The 23546-nt window shown below is 65.3% G+C and carries 9 protein-coding genes; all 9 read left to right on the top strand.

Annotation, left to right across the window (positions count from 1 at the left end; all coding sequences use genetic code 11):
* Positions 1-24: 24 nt before the first annotated feature.
* Positions 25-855 carry an ATP-binding protein gene (locus QZY44_RS18180; RefSeq protein WP_295449393.1) on the top strand — a complete coding sequence of 277 codons (831 nt, stop codon included), beginning with the start codon at positions 25-27 and terminating at the stop codon, positions 853-855.
* 4 nt (positions 856-859) lie between these two features.
* Positions 860-1798 carry a response regulator gene (locus tag QZY44_RS18175; RefSeq protein ID WP_295449390.1) on the top strand — a complete coding sequence of 313 codons (939 nt, stop codon included), beginning with the start codon at positions 860-862 and terminating at the stop codon, positions 1796-1798.
* Between the two features lie 118 nt (positions 1799-1916).
* Entirely contained in the window at positions 1917-2246 is a 330-nt protein-coding gene (locus QZY44_RS18170) for a circadian clock KaiB family protein (protein ID WP_295449387.1), read from the top strand.
* Between the two features lie 68 nt (positions 2247-2314).
* Entirely contained in the window at positions 2315-4666 is a 2352-nt protein-coding gene (locus QZY44_RS18165) for an ABC transporter substrate binding protein (RefSeq protein ID WP_295449384.1), read from the top strand.
* A 144-nt stretch (positions 4667-4810) separates the two neighbouring features.
* Positions 4811-5419: an ABC transporter substrate-binding protein gene (locus tag QZY44_RS18160; RefSeq protein WP_295449382.1), complete on the top strand. Its 609-nt coding sequence runs from the start codon at positions 4811-4813 to the stop codon at positions 5417-5419.
* A complete protein-coding gene (locus tag QZY44_RS18155) occupies positions 5416-6123 on the top strand; it encodes an ATP-binding cassette domain-containing protein (protein WP_295449378.1) in 708 nt (235 codons plus the stop codon). Before QZY44_RS18160 ends, QZY44_RS18155 begins: the two co-directional genes overlap by 4 nt.
* On the top strand, positions 6120-7238 hold the full coding sequence (locus tag QZY44_RS18150; RefSeq protein WP_295449375.1) for an ABC transporter permease: 1119 nt from the start codon (positions 6120-6122) through the stop codon (positions 7236-7238). Before QZY44_RS18155 ends, QZY44_RS18150 begins: the two co-directional genes overlap by 4 nt.
* 40 nt (positions 7239-7278) lie before the next feature.
* On the top strand, positions 7279-7965 hold the full coding sequence (locus tag QZY44_RS18145) for a hypothetical protein (RefSeq protein ID WP_295449372.1): 687 nt from the start codon (positions 7279-7281) through the stop codon (positions 7963-7965).
* Between the two features lie 279 nt (positions 7966-8244).
* The coding region (locus QZY44_RS18140; protein WP_295449369.1) for a cadherin-like domain-containing protein at positions 8245-23546 on the top strand (15302 nt) is incomplete at its 3' end.

Here is a 23546-nt window from a genome sequence, read left to right as displayed (position 1 = left end):
TCGGTTGACTGTGATGTGGGTAGCATGATGGTTCTGCAATTGCTGTGCTTGCTGATGGGGGCCGCTGGTGCGGTGCTGTGGTTGAATCGGCGCCATGACCAACGGTGGCGGGCGGCCGAGCAACGCTTGCGAACGCAACGCCAGCAACTCCAGGACGCATTGGCCATCGCCAAGGAGCAGGCCGAGGTTGCCAATCGCGCCAAGGGCGAGTTTATCGCCAACATGAGCCATGAGATCCGCACCCCTATGAATGCGATCATGGGGATGACCTACCTCACCCTGCGCACCGAACTGAGCGCCAAACAGCGAGACTATCTGGCCAGGATCGACGCCGCCTCCCGTGCGCTGCTGGGCATCATCAACGACATCCTGGACTTCTCGCGGATCGAGGCCGGCACCCTGGCACTGGAACCGGCACCCTTTTCACTGGATGCGCTGCTGGCGGATCTCACCGATGTCATGGCGCTGAAGGCCGAACAGAAAGGTCTGGCCTTTCGCGTCTGCGTGGCCCCGCAGACGCCCCGCTTCCTGGTGGGAGACGCCCTGCGACTGGGCCAGATTCTCATGAAACTGACCGCCAATGCGGTGAAATTTACCGAGCAAGGTGAGATCGTCGTGCGCGTGGCGCCGGCCGTGGTGGCGGCGGGGACGGTGCGGTTGCGGCTCGCGGTCAGTGATACCGGCATCGGCATGGTTCCGGAACAGGTTGAGCAGCTGTTCCAGGCCTTCTCCCAGGCCGACGGCTCGCTCACCCGCCCTTACGGCGGGACCGGTCTGGGGCTGGCCATCTGCCGGCAGCTGGCGCAGCTGATGGGGGGGGGGGGTCGAGTTGGAGACCGCGCCCGCGCGGGGTAGTACCGTGACCCTCACCGTGCCCTTGGGGATCGCTGCGGTGGACGGCCCGGCGGTGCGCCTGGGACTAAGGCCGCTGGCCGGCACCTGGGTGCTGGTGGTGGTCGCCGACCAGGCGATCCGCAAGGCCTTGACCGCCATGCTCGGCGCCCATGATGTAGCCGCCGTGGCGGTGCCCTCCAGCACGGCGGCCCGGCACGTGCTGGCCGCGGCGGCCGCGCGTGACACCCCCTTCGATCTGGTCCTCACCGATTGGCGGGTGCCGGGCCTGGACGGCATCGAGTTGGCCGGGTGGCTCAAGGCCGACAGCCGGCTGGCGCAGACCCCGGTCGTCGTCATGGTTACGGCCCATGACCGGGAAGATGCCATGACCTTGGCCGGGGACGCCCGGGTCGACGGCGTTCTCATCAAACCAGTCAATGAACCAACCCTGATCGCTACCCTGACCGAACTGCTCGACCCCAACGCGGGAGCCCTCGGGTCCGGCGCCGTCGCGGACATTGGCGGCATCGCCCGGGCGATGGCCGCGGTGACGCGCGCCGCGGCGGCGCTGGAGGAGGTGCTGAAGCGGGAGGCGCGGGACCTTATACCCACCCGCCTGGAGGCCTTGGAGTCCGCCCTGACGCCGGTCCTGGCCGGGCTGGCCCGGCTGCCGTCCGCACCCGTGGCGGACGCCCCCAAGGTCTTGAGCCCCGGTCGCCTCGGGCCGGTCCTGCGTCAACTGGCGACGCTGCTGCGTCACTGTGACATGACGGCCGCGCCGTGCCTCGCCGGTCTTAAGGTTACACTGGGAGCCGGCGCCTGGTCCCCCCTGGTGGCCCAATTGGAGCACCAGATCGACGGTTTCGAGTGGGACTGCGCCCAGGAAACCCTGGCAGCACTGGGGCGTGCGTTGGATATCGACCTCAGGCCCGGTCTACCCAAGCCCGGGGTCTTGGAGGACTGACGCGGAGCTTTTTGCCCCTCATTGATAGTGGGTATCGGCTTGCTTGCCGAACAGTATCAGCGCACCCGGCCCCGCGTTTGAGCGGGCGTGAGACTCGCATCATCCAGCAGAGGAAACCATGGCAGTCAATGGTCTGCGCGAAGAGGTCGCCGGGTGTGGCGACGACCCAGGCGAGTTCTGGGATTTGCAGCTCTATATACTGGGGCATACGGCACGCTCGTTGGACGCCGTCATAAACCTCAAGAAGCTCTGCGATGACAGGCTTCATGGACGCTATCGGGTCGAGGTCATCGACGTGCTGGAAAGCCCGGACCGCGCCGAGCAGTACCAGATTATGGCGAACCCGACCTTGATCCGCCGCTGGCCCCTGCCGGTGCGCCGCGTCATCGGCGATCTCTCCGACACCGACTCGGTCCTGGCCGGGCTCGGTATTCGGCCCCGGTTCTGAGTGCCGGTGACTGAGCACCAGATGGTGAAAACCGCCAACGGCGCACCGCGTGAGGTGTTGCGGTGAGGGTGGCCGAGCGGCACGCCATTCCCCGTCGTGGGTATTGCCTGTTCATGACGATCATGCTGGCGTCTTGCTTCGCCGTCGGGGCGAGTGCCGCGACCGCCAGCGAGCGGACGGCCCGCGTCCTTTATATCAACTCTTACCATCGTGGCTACTCCTGGAGCGATGATGTGGAGCTGGGGCTGCGGGAACGGCTGGCGGACCCGGACCGGGCCATCGAGCTGTCGGTTGAATACCTCGACAGTCGCCGCTTTACTGACCCAGCCATCACCGACGCGCTGGCCACTGCCATGGCCGCCAAGTACCACGCCTATCGGCCAGACCTGGTCATCGTCTCCGACAACGCGGCCTTCGATTTCGCCCTCAGTCAGCGGCAACGGCTGTTCCCCGGCCGCCCCATCGTGTTCTGCGGTTATAACAATTTCCGCCCGGCGGTGCTGCGCGGCAGCGCCGATGTCACGGGGGTCAATGAGGAGACCGACATGAGCGCGACCGTCGATCTCGCGCTGCGGGTGCAGCCCGCGACCCGCACCCTGGTTTTCATCACCTCCACCGGAGACGCCAGCAGTAAGCGCATCGCCGAGATCGCCGACGCGGAAGTCGCGCCCCGCTACCGTGGCCGCTTTGACCTGGTGACCCTGAAGGACGCCTCACTGGCCGAAATTCGCGCCGGCCTGGTGCCACTCCCACGCGCGACTGTCGTCTTTCTGGCCGGTCAGACCCGGGATCAGGGCGAGGGTCGTGCCCTGACACCGGAGGAGAACGGGCGCCTGATTGCGTCCGCCAGCCCCTTTCCGGTCTATACCTTCTGGAACTTTCATCTCGCCACCGGTGTGCTGGGTGGGCATATCCTGACCGGTGCCGACCAGGGGCGGGCGGCGGGGAGCCTCGCGCTGCGTATCCTCGGCGGGACGCCGGTCGCCGACCTGCCGGTCGTCATGACCTCCCCGGCCAGCGATATCTTTGACTATCGGGTGATGCAGCGGTTTGGTATTGCGCATACGGCTCTGCCGCGCGGGAGTGTCGTCATCAATCGTCCCGCATCGGTGTGGGACATCTACCGTTGGGAGATCACTGCCACGCTCATCGTCCTGGCGCTGGAGACGATCCTGATCGCGGTACTGATCACGGTCATGCGCCAGCGCAATAGCGCGCTCGGTGCCCTGGCGCAGGAGCGCACCCGGCTGGAGCAGCGTGTCCTGGAGCGGACGTCCGAGTTGAAACAGGCGCGGGACCTAGCCGAGCAACATGCCGTGCAACTGGCCGCGAGCGAGTCGCGCTTTCGCCTCGCCAAAGAGCGGGCGGAAGCGGCCAACCGCGCCAAATCGATCTTCCTGGCCAACATGAGCCACGAAATCCGCACCCCGCTGAACGCGATCCTGGGGTTCAGCCAGGTGCTGGAGCGCGATCCCGCCGCCACTGCGTCGCAGCGCGACGGTTTGGCGACCATCAAACGCAGCGGCGAGCACCTGCTCACACTCATCAACGGCGTCCTCGACCTGGCCAAGATCGAGGCGGGGCGGATGACCTCCCAGACCGCACCTTTCGACCTGCCGCGGCTGATCGACGACGTGGCGTCATTGTTCCGGCAGCGTGCGCGCGATGGCGGACTCGTCCTGAGCGTCCACGCGGCTGGGCTGCCGCGGCTGGTGTCCGGTGATGCGATGAAACTGCGGCAGGTACTGATCAACTTGGTCGGTAACGCGGTGAAATTCACCCCTCAGGGTGCGGTGACACTCCGGGTCGCGGCCAGCGACGGGGCTGACGTCCGGTTTGACGTCACGGACACCGGGATGGGCATCGCAGCGGACGAAATGGCGAGGCTCTTCGAGCCCTTTACCCAGACCGCCAGCGGCCGTGCGGTGCAGGAGGGCACCGGCCTCGGTCTGGCCCTGTGCCGCCAGTTCGTCCGACTCATGGGTGGTGAACTGACGGCGGACAGCACGCCCGGCGCGGGCAGCCGCTTCTCGTTCACCCTGGCGCTGCCGCCGCTCGACACGGCCGCACCGGCTTCCGATCAGACCGTGCGCCCGGTCCTGCGTCTGGCGCCGGGCCAACCGGTCTGCCGCGTTCTGATCGTGGACGATCGCGCGGACCCTCGGGAGCCGCTGTGCGCGCTCGCTGGCGCCACGGTGGTGGCCCGCCTGGCCGCCTGCCCCAGCGGGTGGCGCAGCGAGTTGCAAGCCGCCTTGAAACTGGGTGATTTCACGCTGATCACCGCTCTGGCGGAGCGGGTCCGCGACCAGGACCCGCCGCTGCATGCCGTGCTGGCAACCTGGGCCTACAACTTCGATCTGGACGCGTTTGCGCGCGCGCTGGGGGATGGGGGTGATGACGCGTCAGGCAGTTGCCCGTAACCCCCGGCGCGGCTAACATCCGCCAGCGACGCCGGGCTCCAGCTCCAGCCGGCGCACGATCATCACGATTATTCGCGGTGGGCGATGGCCATGCGCGCTGCGCCCGCGGCTGGCGCCTGCTTCAGATCAGCTTGGAGATCCCAGATGACTGGCGCCGCACGCGCGTTCCTGGACCTTTCCGTGACCGGCCGGCGCCTGGCCGTGGCCGGTCTCGCCCTGGTCTTTGCCTGGTCACTGGCGCCGGCGGCGCCCGGGGCGCAGGGGCCCCGCGCGCCCCTGGTGCAATTGCAGGCGGGGTTGGCGGCGGCGCCGGACGACGCGGCGCTGGCGCGCCTGATCGCCGACTGCTTCGATCTGCGGCGCACCGCGCACGCCATCCTGGCTGGGCTGCCGGGGGCCGACGCACAGGCCGAGGCGCGCCTCGCCGCCGCGCTCGGGCGGCGGCTGCAACGCGAGTTGCGCCGCCGCCCGCCGCTGCCGCCGACCATGACCTGGATCGAAGACCGGGTGCTCGGACCCGGTGACTGGCTCGTGCTGACCCGGATAGCGGACCCGCAGGGCGACGCCCAGGTTCTCTCCTGGCGGGTCCGCGCGGGCGAGGGCGGCGCGCGGATCGTCGACTTGCTGCGCGACGGGGTGTCCGGGATGCGCGCCCGGCGTGCGGAGTTCGCCTCGCTGGTGCGTAGCTCCGGGCTGGAGGCGGCGCTCGTGGCGGAAGAAACGGCGGTGCTTGAGGGGGCGGCCAGGCCATGAACACGCCCTCCGGCCGCGCCGTGCCGCGCTGCCCACCCCTGCTCACCCTGGAGTGTGTCGGGCACAGCTTCGATGGCGGTCACATCGTGGTGCTGCGCGACGTCAGCCTGGAGCTGGCCCCCGGCGAGGGGCTGGCGATCGAGGGGCCGAGCGGCGGCGGCAAGACCACCCTGCTCGGGCTGATGGCCGGGCTCGACCGCCCGTCGTGCGGCCGCGTGCGCTTCGACGGCCAGGACGTGCCGGATGCCGCGGCCTGGACCCGGCTGCGCGCGGCGCGCATCGGTATCGTGTTCCAGGACTATGCACTGGTGCCGACCCTGACCGCGGTGGAGAACGTTGAGTTGGCGATGTTCGGACAGGTGCCGGGCACCGCGCAGCGCCGCCGGCGTGCCCGGGAGCGCTTGGCCGAGGTCGGCGTGGCCGACTGCGCCGCCCGGCGGCCGGCCGAGTTGTCGGGTGGTGAGCGGCGCCGCGTCGGCATCGCCCGCGCGCTCGCCAATGCCCCCGCGCTGCTGCTTGCCGACGAGCCGACGGCGAATCTCGACAGCGTCAGCGCCGCCGCCACCATTGAACTGCTGCTGCGTCTGCACGCCGAGCGTGGGATGGCGCTGGTGGTCGTCAGCCACGACCGCGGGTTGCTGGGCCGTTTCACGCGGCGGCTGCGGCTCGCCGACGGGCAACTCGGCCCGGCGGGTGAGCCATGAACTGGTTCGGCCCGGCGTTGCGTAACCTGTGGCGGCGGCCGGGGCGCTCGTTCTTCACCCTGCTGGGGGTGACCATCGCGCTCGCGAGCTTCATTGCCCTGACCGGGCTGGCGCGCGGCATGCAGTTGGCGGCGCGCGAGAGCTTGGACGAGCGGGGCGTGCATCTGCTGGTGATCCGGCGCGGTTCGGTGGAGTTTTTCTCCGCCATCCTGCCGCAGACGCTCGGCGAGCGGATCGCCGCCATTCCCGGTGTCGTCGCGGTCTCGCCTGAGCTCAGTAACCTGCTGCCGATCGGTGAGGATACCCACGCACTGGTGGCGGGTTGGCCGGCGGGCGGCTTCCAGTGGGAGCGCCTCACCCTGCTGCGCGGGCGTCTACCCGATCCGGGCGAACACGGCCTGGTGCTGGGCGAGGCCCTGGCCGAGGCGCTGCACGCCGATGTCGGCGCCGTGGTGGAACTCAACCTGGAGTCCTTCCCGGTGCTGGGGATCGCCGGCTTCGGCGCGGCGCTCAACCGCGGCATGGCGATGCTGCCCCTGCCGGAACTCCAGCGGCTGCTCGGCCGCGACGGCCAGGTGACCCTGTTCCACCTGCGTATCGAGCGACCGGGCGACCGGGCCGCGGAGGCCGCGGTACGCACCGCCATCCAGGCGCTGCGGCGCGATCTGGCGGTGGTGACCAGCGACGAGGTGTTGAGCGGCAACCGCTCGGTGGCGATGCTCAACGCGCTCGCCGATGCGCTGGCGCTGGCGGCCTTGGTGCTGGCGGGGCTCTCGGTGCTCAATACCCTGGCCATGTCGGTGGAGGAGCGCACCCGCGAGATCGGTGTACTGGCCGCCATCGGGTGGTCGCGCGGGCGCATCCTGCGACTGATCCTGGGCGAGGGCGCGGTGCTGTCGGCGGCGGGCGGGGTGCTGGGCGCGGTACTCGGGCAGGTGGCGCTGACGGTGCTCAACCGGCTGGTCCTGGCGGGGGGCGGTACCCGCGCGGTCAGTGGCCCCGGCGTGCTCGCGGCGGCCTTGGGCTTCGGGCTCCTGGCCGGGGTACTGGGCGCCCTGTGGCCAGCCTGGCGCGCGACCCGCATCAGCCCGGCCGCGGCCATGCGGCGGGGTTGAGTGCCATGGGGTCGGTGCTGTGTTGGGTGCGGCTGGCCCGATGATGGCGGACCTGCCTGCCTACACGGCCGGCATCCTGGCCGGCATCCCGGTCACCCTGCTGGTGCTGGCGCTGGCCGGGACGCAGCGGCGGGCGGCGGCCTGGAGTGGGGCGCTGCTCGGCGCTTGGGGTCTCTTTGGCGGCTTTTTCGCCGGCTGCTACTGGAGCCCGGAGCGTCTGTCCGGCGGTGTCTGGGGCTTCGAGGACGTGCTGTTCAATGCCCAGATGGGGGTCGTGGTGTGGACGGCCGGCAGCCTGCCCTGGCGGCATCGGCTGTCGTTGGTACTGGTCCCGGGGGCCTTGCTGCGGCGTGCGGCGGCGCTGACCTTGCCGATGTTCGCGGCGCTGCTGCTTGCCGCATCAGCCGGCGTCTCGCCGATGACGACGGTCAACGCCGCCGCCCTGCTGGTCTTGGTGGCCGGCGCCGGCCAGCCGTGGCGGCTCGGCCTTGCCGCCAGCGGTGCGGTTGGTTATGCGCTGATCTACCTGCCGGGGCTGTGGCTGCTCTTCGCGCTGCGCCCTGAGTTGCCGGCGGCCTGGACGGCCGGCCAACCCTGGACCGCACCGCTGCTGGCCGGGCTGCCGGCCGGTGAGCTGGCCTGGGCGACACTCTGCGCGGCCGGTCACGCCGTCGGTTTCGCCTGGGTGGCGCAGGCACGGCTCGCCCCGGTGCACGCGCGGCCTTGATTGAGGCACTGATCACGCTGCTGGTGCAAGAGCCCTATCTCGGCAGCGAGTTGGCCCTGCCGGCAAGTCGTTACGCCTTACAGTGACAACAGCACGGCCGCGAACCGCTGCTCGGCCCGCCCAAGAACATGACCCAGCCGCGCGGCGGCCGCGGCGCCGGGGGGGGCGCCCGATACGTCCTAGTACACAACTCAAGAATATTTTGTAAAGAGGCTTTAACGTGCAAAGTGTGATGGGCTATGCTTACGCCCAAATCACTAAGATGGTAGGTCGAAGATCATGTCCGCCACGCACAGCACCCGCAACGCCCGTCAGCCATCCCGTCTGCGCATGTTCAAGCTCGAACCGCGCTTTATGTTCGACGGTGCTGCCGCCGTCGCGGGCGCGGAGGCCGTCGTGCCGGACCTCAACCACGCACCCGACGGCGCGGCGGCGGCTGCCGCCGCTCCCGCCCCGGCACCGGACGCCCCGCACGCCGCTACTGATGGCGCTGCCCCGGCCGCCGCCGCGCCCCTGCCGGAGGCCCCGGCCCCGGTCCCGCAGCCGCCCGTCCAAGACGTGCCTCCGCCCAGCAACACCGGTGCACACCCGGCCGACGCCGCGGCCCCGGCGACCCCAGCCGCGGGCAGCGACCGGACCACCGACGCCGGGCCGCCGCCGAGCGCCGTGGCCACCCCAGCCGCCCCCGTCGTCAGCGATCCGGCCGCCGCGGCGGGCGCCGCCGCTACCCCCGCTACCCCCGCTACCCCCGCTGCCGTCGACACCCATGCGCCCGCCGGCGACCACCCCGTGTTGACCGGCCTGACGAATAGCGACCAGCCGCCATTGCCGGGCACCGACCTTGCGGCGGCCGACCCGCGCACCGTCACGGTGGCGGACGGCACCAGGTTGAGCGACTTGACCGCGGTGGCCACCGACACCGCCGCCACCAGCGTCGAACCGCTCGGCGGCGTGGTGCGTTCGGTGCCTGACGCACATGAAATCCTCTTTATCGACAGTGCCGTCGTCGACCAGCAAACCCTGATCGCCGGCACCCGCGCCGGGGTCGAGATCGTCCTGCTCGACACCCAGGGCGACCCCTGGCAGCAAATGACCGATGTCATCAGCCGGCACCAGAACCTGGATGCCGTGCACTTGGTCTCACATGGCCTGGACGGTCAGATCATCCTCAACGGCACCGCCTATGGCGCGGGCGGTCAAGACCTGCTGGCCGAGGCGGGCCTGCTCACGCAATGGCAGGACCACTTGAGTGCGAATGCCGACGTCCTGCTCTATGGTTGCGGCATCGGCGCGGGGACGGACGGCTCACTGCTGATCAATCAGTTCGCGCGGCTGACCCAGGCGGACCTGGCCGCGTCCACCGACCCGACCGGCAGTGCCGCCAAGGGGGGCGATTGGGTACTGGAGGTCAGCACCGGCCTGATCGACACGCGACTGGCCTTTGCGGACAGCGCGCTGGCGGGCTATGACGGCTTGCTGGTACCACTAGTCGTCACCCCGCCGACGGCACCGCTGATTCTTGAGGATGTCACCAGCCCTGCCTTCAATGGATGGACTGTCGGTGGTGGCGGCAGTACCTTGTATGAAGCGGTGGTTACCGTTCAAACGCCCGGCAGTGGCAATCTGGTCACCAGCGGCTATACCGGCCCCGCAATACTCTATCAAGGCGACCTCGCCGGCATCAAGACCTTTCTGGATCAACTCAAGTTTCAGGGGGCGGCCAACTATAACGGTACGGTCGCCATTGATGTCACGATCAATGGCTATAATGGCGGCTACGCCGGGTCCGTCAATGAGACCCTGCCCACGGCGTTCACCATCACTGTCACCGCGGTCAATGACGCCCCCGCCGGCGCCAATAATGCCGTCATCGTGGCCGAAGATGGCTCTCACACCTTTACCGCGGCCGAGTTTGGCTTCAGCGATGCGATAGACGGCAACGCACTCAGCGGCGTCGTGATCACCTCGCTGCCGCTGCACGGCACCCTGACCAATAACGGGATCGCGCTGTCAGCGGGCGATGCCGTCAGCGCGGCCAACATCGCTGCCGGTAAGCTGGTGTTCGCGCCGGTCGCCAATGCTAACGGCACCGGCTACGGTAACTTTACCTTCCAGGTCCAGGACGACGGCGGCATTGCCAATGGTGGTATCAATACCGATCCGTCGGCCAAGACGATGACCATCAATGTGACGCCGGTCAACGATGCCCCGACCACGGTCAATGCCGCCATCGCGGTGGACAAGAACGGGACCCAGACCTTTTCGCTAGTGTCGTCCGATGTGGACGGCGGCACCAACAACACGACCGACGCGAGGGTCAACCAGTACCAAATCGACACGATCTCGGCCGACGGCGTGTTGAAGAGTCATAGCGGTACCTTACTCAAGGCCGGCGACTTCGTGACGGTGGCCGAGGCCACCGGGATGACCTTTACCCCGACGAGCAACTTCGTCGGTACCACCGCCTTTACCTTCCACGCGATCGACGCGGCCGGGGCTCCCAGTACGCCGAGCAGCACCGTCGACATCACGGTCAACTCGGTCAATATGGCCCCGGTGCTGGTCGTGCCGGGCGCTCAGACGGTCAACGAAGACACCAGCCTCACCCTGTCAGGCATCTCTTTCACTGACGCGGACGCCGGCGCCGCGGTGGTCCAGGCGACCTTGAGCGCGGCGCACGGCAATCTCGATTTTACCGCGATCACCGGACTGACCGTCACGGCCGGCGCGGACAACAGTCACAGTGTAACGGTGCAGGGCACGCTGGCCGCCATCAACACGGCACTGGCAGGTTCAAACCTGACCTATCGCCCCGACTTGAACTATCCGAATGCCACGTCTGCAAAGACCGATACCATTACCGTCGTGGTCGATGACCTGGGCAACAGCGGCGGGTCGGCAAAGACCGACACCAAGACCATCACCGTGACCGTCAATCCGGTCCCCGACGCACCGGTGGCCACCGACGCGACCCTGCTCGCGGTGAATGAGGACACGCTCGACCCGGCCGGCGCCACCATTGCCAACCTGATGAGCGGCCATTTCTCCGATGTGGATGGCAACACCCTGGCCGGTATCGCCATCAGCTTGGACGCCAGCAGCGCCGGCCAAGGCATCTGGCAATACTCGGTCAACCAGGCCAGCACCTGGCAGGCCGTGGGCACCGTCACGCCCGGCACGGCCCTGCTCTTGGATTCGGCGGCCCTGCTCCGGTTTGTGCCGACGGCCAACTGGAACGGCACCCCCGGCAGTCTGACCATCCATGCCATCGATAACAGCGGTGTGGCCGGTGACAACGTGAGCCGCACATATTCCAGCGGCGTCAGCCGGTCCACCACCAATGTGGCCAGCGGCAGCACCGACATCGCGGCGACTGGCGTGCAACTGGGCACCAGCATTACGTCCGTGGCCGACCCCTTTGTCTATGTGAACGACCGTTACCTCGCGGTCGATGAAGGCGCCACGGCGGTCTTGACGAACAGCATCCTCAAGATCACCAACGTCGAGGCCACGGCGGCCACGATCGTTTACACCATCACCGGCACCAGCTTCAGCAATGGGGTGATGCAGTTTGACAGCAACCACGACGCGACCTTTGCGACGACCGTCGGCGTTGGCACGACCTTTACCCAGGACGATATCGATAACAATCGCCTGCGTTATGTCCACAACGGTGCCGAGCCCAGCGGTTCCGACCAAACGCTGTCTTACACCGTGGCCGAGGGCGGTGCCGCCGGCACCTCGGCGAACCGCAGCTTGACCATCAAGGTCAGCCCGGTTAATGACACCCCGGTATTGTATGTTCCTGGCGCGACCGCCCCGGACCTTTCGGTCCTGAGCGCCAATGTCCAGAAGGGGAGTTCGCTCACCTTTTCCACCAGCAATATTCAGGTCTCTGACCCGGATAATACCGCGGAACAACTGGTTTTCCGCATCGAGGGGCCCCTCCCTACGCACGGGACCCTGACCTATAACGGCAATGCGGTCGGGATCGGCACTGTATTCAACTATGCCGCACTCGGCGGCTTGAAGTATGTCCACAACAACGACGCGGCGTCGAGTGACACCTTCAGCGTGACCTTGCGCGACGGCGCGGGCGGGCTGGTCAATAAGACGACGATCAATCTGACGATCGGCATACCCAACACGGCACCCATCGGCATCGGTAACCTGAGTGCCCGCATCTACGAGGACCCGGGCGCCGCCAATACCGGTACCGCCATTCGCAATTTCTCCGGCTATAGCTTTGTGGATACGGACCCAGGTGCCTCAGTCAAGGGCATTGCCATTGTCGGTGGTAACAGCGCCAACGCGGCGACCCAGGGTACCTGGCAGTATTCTACTGATGGCACCCACTGGGCGGCCATCGGCACCGTCGATGATGCCGGCGGCGGTTTGGTCCTCTCGCCAAGCGCACTGGTCCGCTTTGTCCCGGTACTGAACTATAACGGCAATCCCGGCGCCCTGTCGGTGCGCGCGCTGGACAACACCTATCTCGGCAGCGTCTCGGTCAGCGATGGCAGCGGCGAGACGCGCGCGACACTCGGGACGACGGACAAAGGCGGCTCGTCGGCCATTTCCGGCAACCTCAATACCATCAGCATTGACGTCATCGCCGTGAATGACGACCCGGTGTTGGCAACGCCCAACACGCTGACCCTGGGCGCCGGGGTCTATACCGCCTCCATTACCGTGTCGCAATTGTCGGCCACCGATGTTGAATTGGACACGATCACCTACCGCCTGGAGTCCAGGCCCACCTATGGCTGGCTGCTTCTGAATGGTACGCCGCTGGGTACCGGCTCGATCTTCACCCAGGCCGACATTAACAGCGGCGCGCTAACCTATCAAAACTACTTCAACAGCCCCCCGGGGACTGACAGTTTTGTCGTCACGGTGCGCGATGGCGCCTACAACATCCAGTTGAACCGGCCCGGTGGTGTCTACGACGCGGGCGGTGCCATTCGGCCGGTCCAGGTCGACATCAGCTTGACCTCGAACACGGGTGCCCAAGGTGGCAACGGAAATACCAATACCGGTTACGGCGGCGGTACCGTAACCGTCGGCGGTGACGGTAACCCCCCTGCTGCCATAGCCGATGTGTTGTATACCGACAAGAATACGGCAGTCACTGTTTATCCCTCCCTGTTGCTGAGCAACGATAGTGGCGTGGGAACCCTAAGCATTACCGCGGTGGCTCCCATTGCCGGGACCGGACACGGTCTGCCGACGATTAACGGCGACGGCACGATTACCTTTACGCCGGAAAACGCGTTTGTCGGCGATGGCAGCTTCAACTACACCGTGACCGATTCGAATGGTCATACAGCCACCGGCACGGTAATTGTACATGTGGTGGGTTCTAATAATCCACTTGGCCAGAATCTGCCCCTGGTGCTGAATGAAGGCACGGCGGCGACAATCACCAATACCATCCTGCAGGCTCCCGCTGCCGATTGCCGTTTTACCCTTAGCGGGACCATGCCGAGCAATGGGACGCTGTACAAGAGTGGCGTAGCACTCACCCTCGGCGGCACCTTCACCCAGGCCGACATTGACGCCGGCAGAATCACCTTTACCCACGACGGCAGTGAGCACTTCATTTCCGGCTTCAGCTTCACGCTGACCGACGGCAGCGGCACTGTGTTGACCAAGTCGATCTTCAGCATCGACGCCACCCCGGTCAACGACACCCCGACCGCCAGTGTGAGCGCGGCCGGCACCATGGGCCTGGGTGCGACCTATGTCTTCAACACTGCGGGCAACCTGGCCATCGTCCTGACCGATGTCGATGGCACCGGCGACAAGACCGGCGCCCTGGCTTACCAATCCACTAGCGTGCAACTCGGTTTTCATGTCACCGCGCTGGCGGCCTACGGTACGCTGCAGCGCTTTGACGGCACCCAATGGGTGACCATCGACGCCACCAACATGGCCACGACGCTCGTCAGCCAGGCCGATCTGGCGGCCGGCAACTTTAGATATATTCAGAACGGCACCAATAATTTCCACGACAGCTTCCAGCTCACCCCCGATGACAGTAAAGGCGTTGTCATCCCGGGTCAACTGAGCGTCGGTACGCCGCGGACCGTGACCCTGAACGTGGTGCCGGGCACCCTCGATCCGGTGATTCTGAACAATACCGGCCTGACCGGCGCTAAGGCCCTCTATGAGGGAGACACGCGGATCATTACCGCGGCGGACCTTAAGGGGACCGACCCGGATAATACCGATCCACAGATCCAGTTCCGTATCACGACGGATGTGCAGTACGGTCAACTGCTGCTCAATGGCGCCATCCTCGGGGTGGGCAGCGCCTTTACCCAGGACGACCTCAATAATAATCGCGTCAGTTATCGGCATGACGGGTTGGAGGGGACGGCCGACGCCTTCAATTTTACCCTGTCCGACGGCAGTGGCGGTGGGGAGCCGACCGGCATCTTCAATATCGAGATTATCCCGGTCAATGATCCGCCGGTCATCACGGTGCCGGGTGCACGTATTGCGGTTGAGGAACAGCCCCTGGCCATCGGCGGGATCAGCATAGCCGACGCCGATAGCGTGAACCGCGCGCTGGCGGTCGATCCCAATTTCGGCCCGCTGTTGGTGACCCTGACGGTGGGCCACGGCACCGTCACCTTTGGCAGCACGACCGGACTGACCTTTGCCAATGGCACCTCCAATGGTGCCGCCACGGTCGCCGTCACCGGCAACCTGGGCGCACTCAATGCCGCCTTGGGGACCTTGAGTTACCAGGGCGCCCTGAACTACGCCGGCACGGATACCTTGACCGTGCGCACCGATGACCTCGGCCACGCCGGCGATGTCAACCGCGACGGGATTGTGACCACTGGTACGGCAGCGGCCCCCGGCGCCGACAATCTTTTTGATATCAAGACCGTCACCATCACGGTGCAGCCGATCAACGATGCGCCGGTCAACCAGGTGCCGGCGGCGCAGACGGTGAACGAGGACGGCACGCTGACCTTTGGCGCGGCCAACACGATCAGCGTCAACGACCTCATCGATACCAGTGTTGGCGGGGTCGATTATCTCAGTACCACGGTCAGCGTGCTGCATGGCACGCTGCAGGCCGTCACTGGCGGCGGCGCGGCCATCACCGCGAACAATTCCGCCAGTGTGACCATTGCCGGGACCGCGGCCCAGGTGAATGCCGCACTCCTTGGCTTGGTCTATAGCCCGACGGTCAACTACAACGGCGCCGACACCCTGACCCTGGTCACCAATGACCAAGGCAACACCGGCACCGGCGGCCCCTTGACCGCGACCAGTACCGTTGCGATTACAGTCGACGCGGTGAATGACGCGCCGGTCGCAGCGACGTCTACCCTGACAGCGGTCAATGAGGACGCTGGCGCGGCCAATCCGCCCAACTCCGGCGGCTTTGCTGCGCCCACCGGCGCCACTGTGGGCAGCTTGTTCAGCGGCACTAAGTATTCAGATAGCGCCGACACCGTCAGCGGCGGCTCCAGCGGTGCCCCATTGGCCGGAATGGCGATCACCGCCAATGCCGAGGTGGGGGCTAACGGGCATTGGCAGTATTACAACGGTAGCGCTTGGGTCAACATCCCCAAGACGACTACCGACGGTGGTGTTGATGGGGGGCTGGACGACGCCCATGCGCTGGTCCTGGCGGCCAGTGACTTGATCCGCTTTAACCCCAACGTCGCAAATTATAACGGCACGCCCGGGAGCCTGACGGTACGCCTGTCGGATGGCACCAACTTTACCGCCAGTACTTCGGTGACAAACCTACTGCCACTGACTGGCAATATTGGTGGCACCGGTGGCTGGTCGAATGCAGTCGCGCTGGGTACCAGCGTCACGGCGATCAATGATGCGCCGAGCTTGACGATCGCCACGACCGCTGGATTTGCGGCGACTGAAGGGACCCCGATTGACCTCAGTACGGCCGGCTTTACCCTGGACGACATTGAGGCCAGCCGCAACGAGGGGACCGGCGCCTACCAGGGCATGGTCCAAGTCACCCTAGCCAATGCCGACGGGATCATCAACGTCGTCTCCAGCGGTGCTGCATCCATTGGTGGGAATGGCTCCGGGAGCGTGACGATCACCGGTACGCTGACTGACGTTCGCAATACCCTGAACGCCGTGAACGGCGTTACCTACACCGCCGGGAACAATCCGCTTGCCACCGAAGTGATTTCAGTGGTGCTCAGTGACCTCGGCAATAACGGCACCGGTACGACGACGGCCCTGACGGCCAGCGGTTCGATCAGCGTCGCTGTCAGCCGACTGAACGACGCGCCGACGGCCACGGGCAGCGCCACGCTGGCGCCGGTGAACGAGGATGCGGGGCAGGCCTATCCTATTCCCAATGCGCTTTTCGTCAATCCAGCGCCGACGGGCGACACGGTCGCCCATCTGTTTGGCGCCAACTTCCACGACGTCGATTCGCAAAATACCAATTTCACGATGGCCGGGGTTGCCATCGTCGGCAATGCGGCGACCGGCACCCAGGGGCATTGGCAGTATTACACCGGCGGTGCTTGGGTCAACATCCCCCCGACCACGACCAACGGTGGCCTTGACGGCGGTCTCGACGACGCTCATGCCCTGGTATTGACGACCAGCGACAAGATTCGCTTCAACCCGGACGTGGCCAACTATAATGGTACCCCAGGTACCTTGGTGGTTCGGCTATCCGATGGCACGGCCTTTGTGGCTGGCAGCGGTAAGAATATTTCGGCTGGTATTGGCGGTACCGGCGGCTGGACGGCTGCGACGGTGACGCTCTCGACCACCGTGACCAAGGTCAACGATGCACCGATCATCTCTAACCTGAATAGCGACAGTATTATTTTCACCGAGGCGGTTGGCGTCAATTCGGCCCCTCCCGCCCTGCTGCTCGACAACTTTGCCGATGCATCCCTGGCGGACGTGGAGTTGGTCCCCACCCCGGGGGAAACCAGCTTCAATGGTGCCACCCTGACAGTAGTGGATAACGCGGGTCAGGATGCCAACGATTTCTTTGTGATCCAGAACGGGGTCAACGGTATCGGTATCCTCGGCGGTTTTCATTTGGTTTCGGGTCTGAAGGTCTTTGATAGCGGTGCATCGCTAACCTATAACGGCACGGCGGTGGCCACCATCACCGATAACAGCGTGGGCGGACGGCTGTTGCTGACGTTCAACACCGCTGCCACGGGTGACGCGGTCAATGCGATTCTGCATAACCTGTCCTACTCCAACAACAAGGATGCCTTGACGGACGGCAGCAAGGCGATTGCCATCACCTTCATGGACGGCAATGGCGCCCAGCCGAACAATGCGCAGGGTGTTGGTGGCGCCTTGTCGACCACCGCCATTGTGAATATCACGCTGAAGCCGTCCAACGATGCGCCGACCTTTAGCGCTGGCGCCACCTTGAACGGTGTTGAGGATACCCTCAACGCCAATGGCAGCATCGCGACCACTCCGGCCACGCCCACCACCTTAGGCGCGCTGCTCGGCGGCAGCAACTTCACCGACCCGGACGGTCTCAGCGGCAATATGGCCGGCGTGGCCATTGGCGGCTTTGACAATGCCGGCCTCGGTGACTGGAAAGTCTCGCTGTATGGCACTACCTGGGTAAAGCTTTCTGATATCAATGCCCTGGTCAGTGGTGGGATCTCAACAGCCAAGGCGCTCGTGCTCTCCAGCGCGACCCAGATCGAGTTTGTCGCGAATACCAATGCCAATACCTCTGGTCTGGGGACCCCGCCGCGGTTGGTCGTCTTTGCGGTGGAGAACGCCATTCCCTCCGGCGCGTCCTCGGCCGCCGCCCCGGTCGTGGCCGTGACGACCGATCTTGCCGCGCCGCAGACCTATGACACGACCACCGATACGGTGGAGGCGCGGGTGTCCGCCGCCAGTGTCAATGTGGATGTGCAGATTGACAAGCGCAACGATAATCCAGTCATCACTGGTACTCCGGCAAGCCCGACGATCTCAGAGGCGAGTGGGCTTGGCACGGGAACGGCGACCACGATCCTCATCAATGCGGGGACCGCCGGGGCGACCGATCCGGATATCGGTACGACGACCGGGGTGACCAACTTCGGGGGCGGCACCATCACCGTCTCGCTGGACCACTATCGGGCTGGCGATACCCTGTTGTTGAGCGGCCTGCCGACCGGTGTCGCCTCGGTATCCGGCGGCATCGTGGGCCCGCTGGTCATCAATCTCAATGCTTCGGCGACCCCGGGCGCCGTACTGGCGGCAATCCTCGAGTCGATCCAGTACAAGAGCACCAGCGACAACCCGACCGCGAATGGGAGCGATGCGACCAGGGCGTATTCCATCGTCCTGAACGACGGTAACAACAACGGCTTGGCCGGCGGCGGCGCCGGGCTGGACTCTAACAGCCTTTCAGGCCTGATCACGATCAGCCAACTCAATGATGCCCCGGTGGTCGATCTGAACGGCCCCGGGCTCGGTAGTGATACCGCGGTAACCTGGACCGAAGGCGCCAATACGGCGCACGTTGCGGTGGCCATCGCGCCGAGCGCTACCCTGAGCGACGCGGACAACACCAACCTGACGCAAATGACGTTAGTCGTTACCGGCGTGCAGGACGGCGACAACGAAAAGATCAACATCGGTGGCACCGATTTCGCGTTGGCCACCGATGTCGGCAGTGTCTTGGTCGGCGGTAGTTACCGTGTGACCTACGTTGCCGCCACTGGCACCTTCACCATTGTCCCTAATGGTGTGACCTTCGCTGCGGTCAGCGGCTTCCAGAGTCTGCTTCAGGCTGCCACTTACAACAATGCCACCGACAACCCGACCAATGGCGACCGCACCCTGACCGTGAGCGTCACGGACGCCGGTACCGACGACGGCGTGGTTGCGAATGGCAAATTGACGAGCGCTGTTGCTACTGCCACCGTCACCGTGGTGAAGGTCAACGATGCCCCGTTGTTGGCGGCGACAGTGGCGAGTCCGACGGTGGTGGAAAACGTGGGGCTTGGGACGGGCGTCCCGGCGGTCGCGCTGCTCTCCGGTAGCGCGGTCAGCGATGTGGACTTTGTCAACGCGAGCTTTGGCGGCGGCAGTATCACGGTGAGCCTGGCGACCTATCGTGCGGGCGACGTGCTGGACCTGCCGACAAGTACCGGCTTGGCGACCAACGCGGTGCGAGTGAACGGCACGGCGGTGGAGTACTCCAGCGATGGTTTGAGCTGGACCGTCATTGGTGCCGTTAACGCCACCAATAACGGCGTTGGCGGTAAGCCGCTGGTGATCGACCTCAATGCCAGCGCGAGTGCGAGTAACCTGGGCTATGTGCTCAACGCCCTGCGCTACAGTAGCACCTCGGATGACCCGACGGCGGTCAGTGGCACGCGCAGCTACAGCATTAAGGTCAATGACGGCAACAACAACGCGCTGGCCGGTGGTCCGAGTGCGCTCGACTCCAATACCCTGAGCGGTACCATTACCATCACGCCGGTGAATGACGCGCCGACGCTGACGGCGACGGGGGCGAATCCGACCTTTACCGAGGCGGCCGGGTTGAACGCGCAGGCGGCGGCGGTGACGGTCTTCACGGGTGCCAGCACCGGGACGATTGAGAGTAGTCAGACCATCACCGGTCTGACGTTCACGGTCAGCGGTCTGCAAGACGGTGCCAGTGAATCGATCGTGGTGGATGGCAAGACGATCACGCTGGGTGCGAACAGTTCCGGCACGACGACCACCAATGGTATGGGTTATACGGTGACCCTGTCCGGCGGCACGGCGACGGTGGTGCTGACGAAGGCCGGCGGCGTTGCCGCGGCGGCGGTCGATACCCTGGTGAACGGGATCACCTACCAGAATACCAACCGTGACGATCCGACGGCCGGCGGGCGGCTGTTTACGCTGACGCAGGTGACGGACAGCGGCGGGACCAGCAACGGTGGGGTGGACACGACCGTGCTGGGGATTGCCTCGACGGTCGATGTGGTGAAGGTCAACGACGCGCCGACGCTGACGGCGACGGGCCTCAACCCGACCTTTACCGAGGGGGCGGGGGTTGGCACGCAGGGGGCGGCGGTGGCGGTCTTCAGCAGTGCCGCGGCGGGGACGATCGAGGCTGGACAGAACATCACTGGTCTGACCTTCACGGTGAGCGGACTGCTGGACGGCGTCAATGAGTCGTTGGTGGTGGATGGCACGACGATTACGTTGGGTGGAAATAGCAGTGGGACGACCACCACCAACACGATGACTTATACGGTCACCGTGAGCGGCGGTACGGCGACGGTCGTGTTGACCAGTGCCGGTGTGGCGCCGGCGAACGTAAATAGCCTGATCAATGCGATCACGTATCAGAACACGAATGTCGACGCGCCGACGACCGGCAACCGGGTGTTTACGCTGACGCAAATCAAGGACAGCGGCGGCGTACTCAACAGCGGTGCGGATACGACCGCGGTGACGCGCATCTCGACGGTGGGCGTGGTCAAGTTGAATGATGCCGCGACACTGACGGCGACGATCACGAATCCGACGGTGCAGGAGAACGTGGCCCCGGGGACGGGTGTCCCGGCGGTGACGCTGCTCTCCGGTAGCGGCGTCAGCGATGTCGATTTTGTCGGCGCCAGCTTCGGCGGCGGTAGTATCACACTGAGTCTGGCGGCCTACACGAGCGGTGACGTACTGGACCTGGCCAGCGGTGTCACGCCGGCCGCCAATGCGGTCCAGCTCAGTGGCAGCAACGTGCAGTGGCATAATGGCACCAGTTGGGTCACGGTCGGTACCGTCAACGCCACCAACAACGGCGTTGGCAGCAAGCCGCTGGTGATTGACCTCAATGCCAGTGCCACCGAGACCAACCTGGGCGATGTGCTCAGCGCCTTGCGTTACCGCAGCACGTCGGAAGACCCGACGGCGCTCAGTGCCACGCGTAGTTACAGCATCAAGGTCAATGACGGCAACAACAACGCCCTGGCGGGCGGTCCCACCGCGCTCGACTCCAATACCCTGACTGGCATCATCACCATCACGCCGGTGAATGACGCGCCGACGCTGACGGCCACGGGCCGCAACCCGACCTTTACCGAGGCGGCGGGGGTTGGCACGCAGGCGCTCCCGGTCGCGGTCTTCAGTAGTGCCGCGGCGGGCACCATCGAGTCGGCCCAGAGCGTCATCGCTCTGACCTTCACCGTCAGCGGCTTGCAAGACGGTGTGAATGAATCGCTGGTGGTGGATGGCACGACGATCACGCTGGGTGGCAATAGCACGGGTACGACGGCCACCAATGGGATGACTTACACGGTGAGCATTGCCAGTGGCACCGCCACGGTGGCGCTGACCAAGGGTGCGGGCGTCGCGTCCGCGAACGTGAACAGCCTCATCGATGGGATCACCTACCAGAACACGAACGTCGACGCACCGAGCGCCGGCAACCGGGTCTTTACGCTGACGCAGATCCAGGACAGTGGCGGTGTGCTGAACAGCGGTGTGGACACGACCACGGTCGCGATTACCTCCACCGTGGGCGTGGTCAATGTCAATGACACCCCCACTGTTACCCTGCCGGCCAGCATCGCCGCTATTCCGGAAAACACGCTTGAGTTCATCACCGGCATCAGTATCGCTGACCCTGACAGTGGTAACGCTGCGGAGGCCGCCACCACCACGCTGACGCTGTCCGTCACCAGCGGCAACCTGCGCTTCTTTACCACCAGTTCAGGTACTGCTGCGGTCATCAGCGGTAACAACTCAGCGTCTGTGGTGGTGCAAGGCAAGGTTGCCGATATCAATGCGTTGTTGGCGCTCGCCAACAATTTCAATTACACCGGCAGCAGCAATTTCTCCGGTATTGAGACCCTGACCGCGACGGTCAACGACCATGGCAATGTGGGTACGGTGCCTGTCAACCTGACGGATACGAAGACCCTACAGTTCACCGTCTCGGGCGTCAACAATCCCCCGGTGCTTACTGCGCCGGCTTCGCTCACAGTGGCGGAAGACAGCACCCTTTCCACTGTCGGCGCCTTTACGATTACCGACCCGGATATCGCCGGTTACATTATGCAGGCGGATGTGTCGGTGACCCATGGCACATTGAATTTCAGCAGTGTCGCGGGCCTGACCTTTGTCGACTCGACAACGAACGGCACGGCGACCGTCCATGTCCAAGGTACGCGGGCCGACATTGATGCCGCACTGGATCTGCTGAAATACACGCCGACTGCCAACTATCACGGCAACGACCAGTTGACCGTGACCGTGCATGACCGTGGCAATGTCGCGCCCAACACGGCGCAGGGACTGGTGTCGGGCAGCGCGGTCGACAATACGGATACCCGTACTGTCGCCATTACTGTGACGCCGGTGAATGATCGTCCGACGGCCGATAATGCTTCGGCCATCGGCATCGCCGTGACTGAGGACACGACCACGTCGGGCGCCACCTTCATCGGTCTGTTAAACGCTCGCTATACCGACTCGATCGATAACCAGAGTGCCGCTGGCGGTGGCAATACCGAGACCGCCTTGACCTATGTCGCCATCACCGGCAATGCGGCCGTGGCGGGGCAGGGCACCTGGGAGTTCTCACTGGACGGTGGTTCGAGCTGGATACCAGTGCCCACCTCGGGTTTGTTGAGCGATACCAATGCCATCCTGATTTCAGCCAATGCCCAGCTGCATTTTGTGCCGGCGGCCAACTTCCAAGGCACCCCTGGTTCGCTGACCGTGCGCGTGGCGGACAACAGTCAGACGCTGGTAACCAGTACCAACGCGGCGGATTTGAAAAATCTTGGCGCAATGCCGGCGACCGGGTCTTGGGCACAGAATCCGCTGACCCTGACTGCCGCCGTGGCCAACGTGAACGACGCACCGACCATCACCGTTGGCGGCGCTCAGCCGCTGGGTCCGGTTCTCGAAGATGTACTGACAAATTCGGGGGCCACGGTTAATTCGCTCTTTGGTGGGCGTTACAGCGATGCCGCTGACAACCAGAGCGCCATCACCGGCGGCGGCAATGCGGCCGGCGCATTCGGTGGAGTCGCTATCATCGGTAATGCCGCGACTGCCGCGCAAGGGACCTGGGATTATTCGACCGACAACGGAGTAAATTGGACCAGCATCGGCACCGGTATCTCCGATCTGACCGCCGTGCTGCTCCCGACAAACGCCAAGCTGCGCTTCCAGCCGGCGGGCAACTACAACGGCATACCGGGCGACCTCACCGTTCGCTTCTCGGACACCATCGTGACCTATGCTGCCAGCAGTGACCTCTCCGGATTGACCGGCGGCGCCCAGCATTGGTCAGCGGATACGCTTGGGTTGCGTACGTCGATTACCGCAGTCAATGACGCGCCGACGCGCAGCGATGCGACGGCGGCGAGTCTGGCGGCGGTGTTGGAGGATGTGTCGACGGCGGCGCCGGGCGCCACGGTGGCCAGCCTGTTCACGGCCAAGTTTGTCGATACGGCGGATACGGTGACGGCCGGTACGGGCGGCTCCAGCGCCAACGCCCTGGCGGGTGTGGTGATCGTGGGCAACAGCGCCAATGCGGGTAGCGAAGGTCGTTGGCAATACCTGGCGGGCGGGACCTGGACGGATGT

Origin of the sequence: uncultured Thiodictyon sp. (genome assembly GCA_903837595.1) — a bacterium.
Taxonomy (GTDB): Bacteria; Pseudomonadota; Gammaproteobacteria; order Chromatiales; family Chromatiaceae; genus Thiodictyon.
Note: the sequence above shows the minus strand (reverse complement) of the source record. Positions and strands in the feature narration are given on the sequence as shown.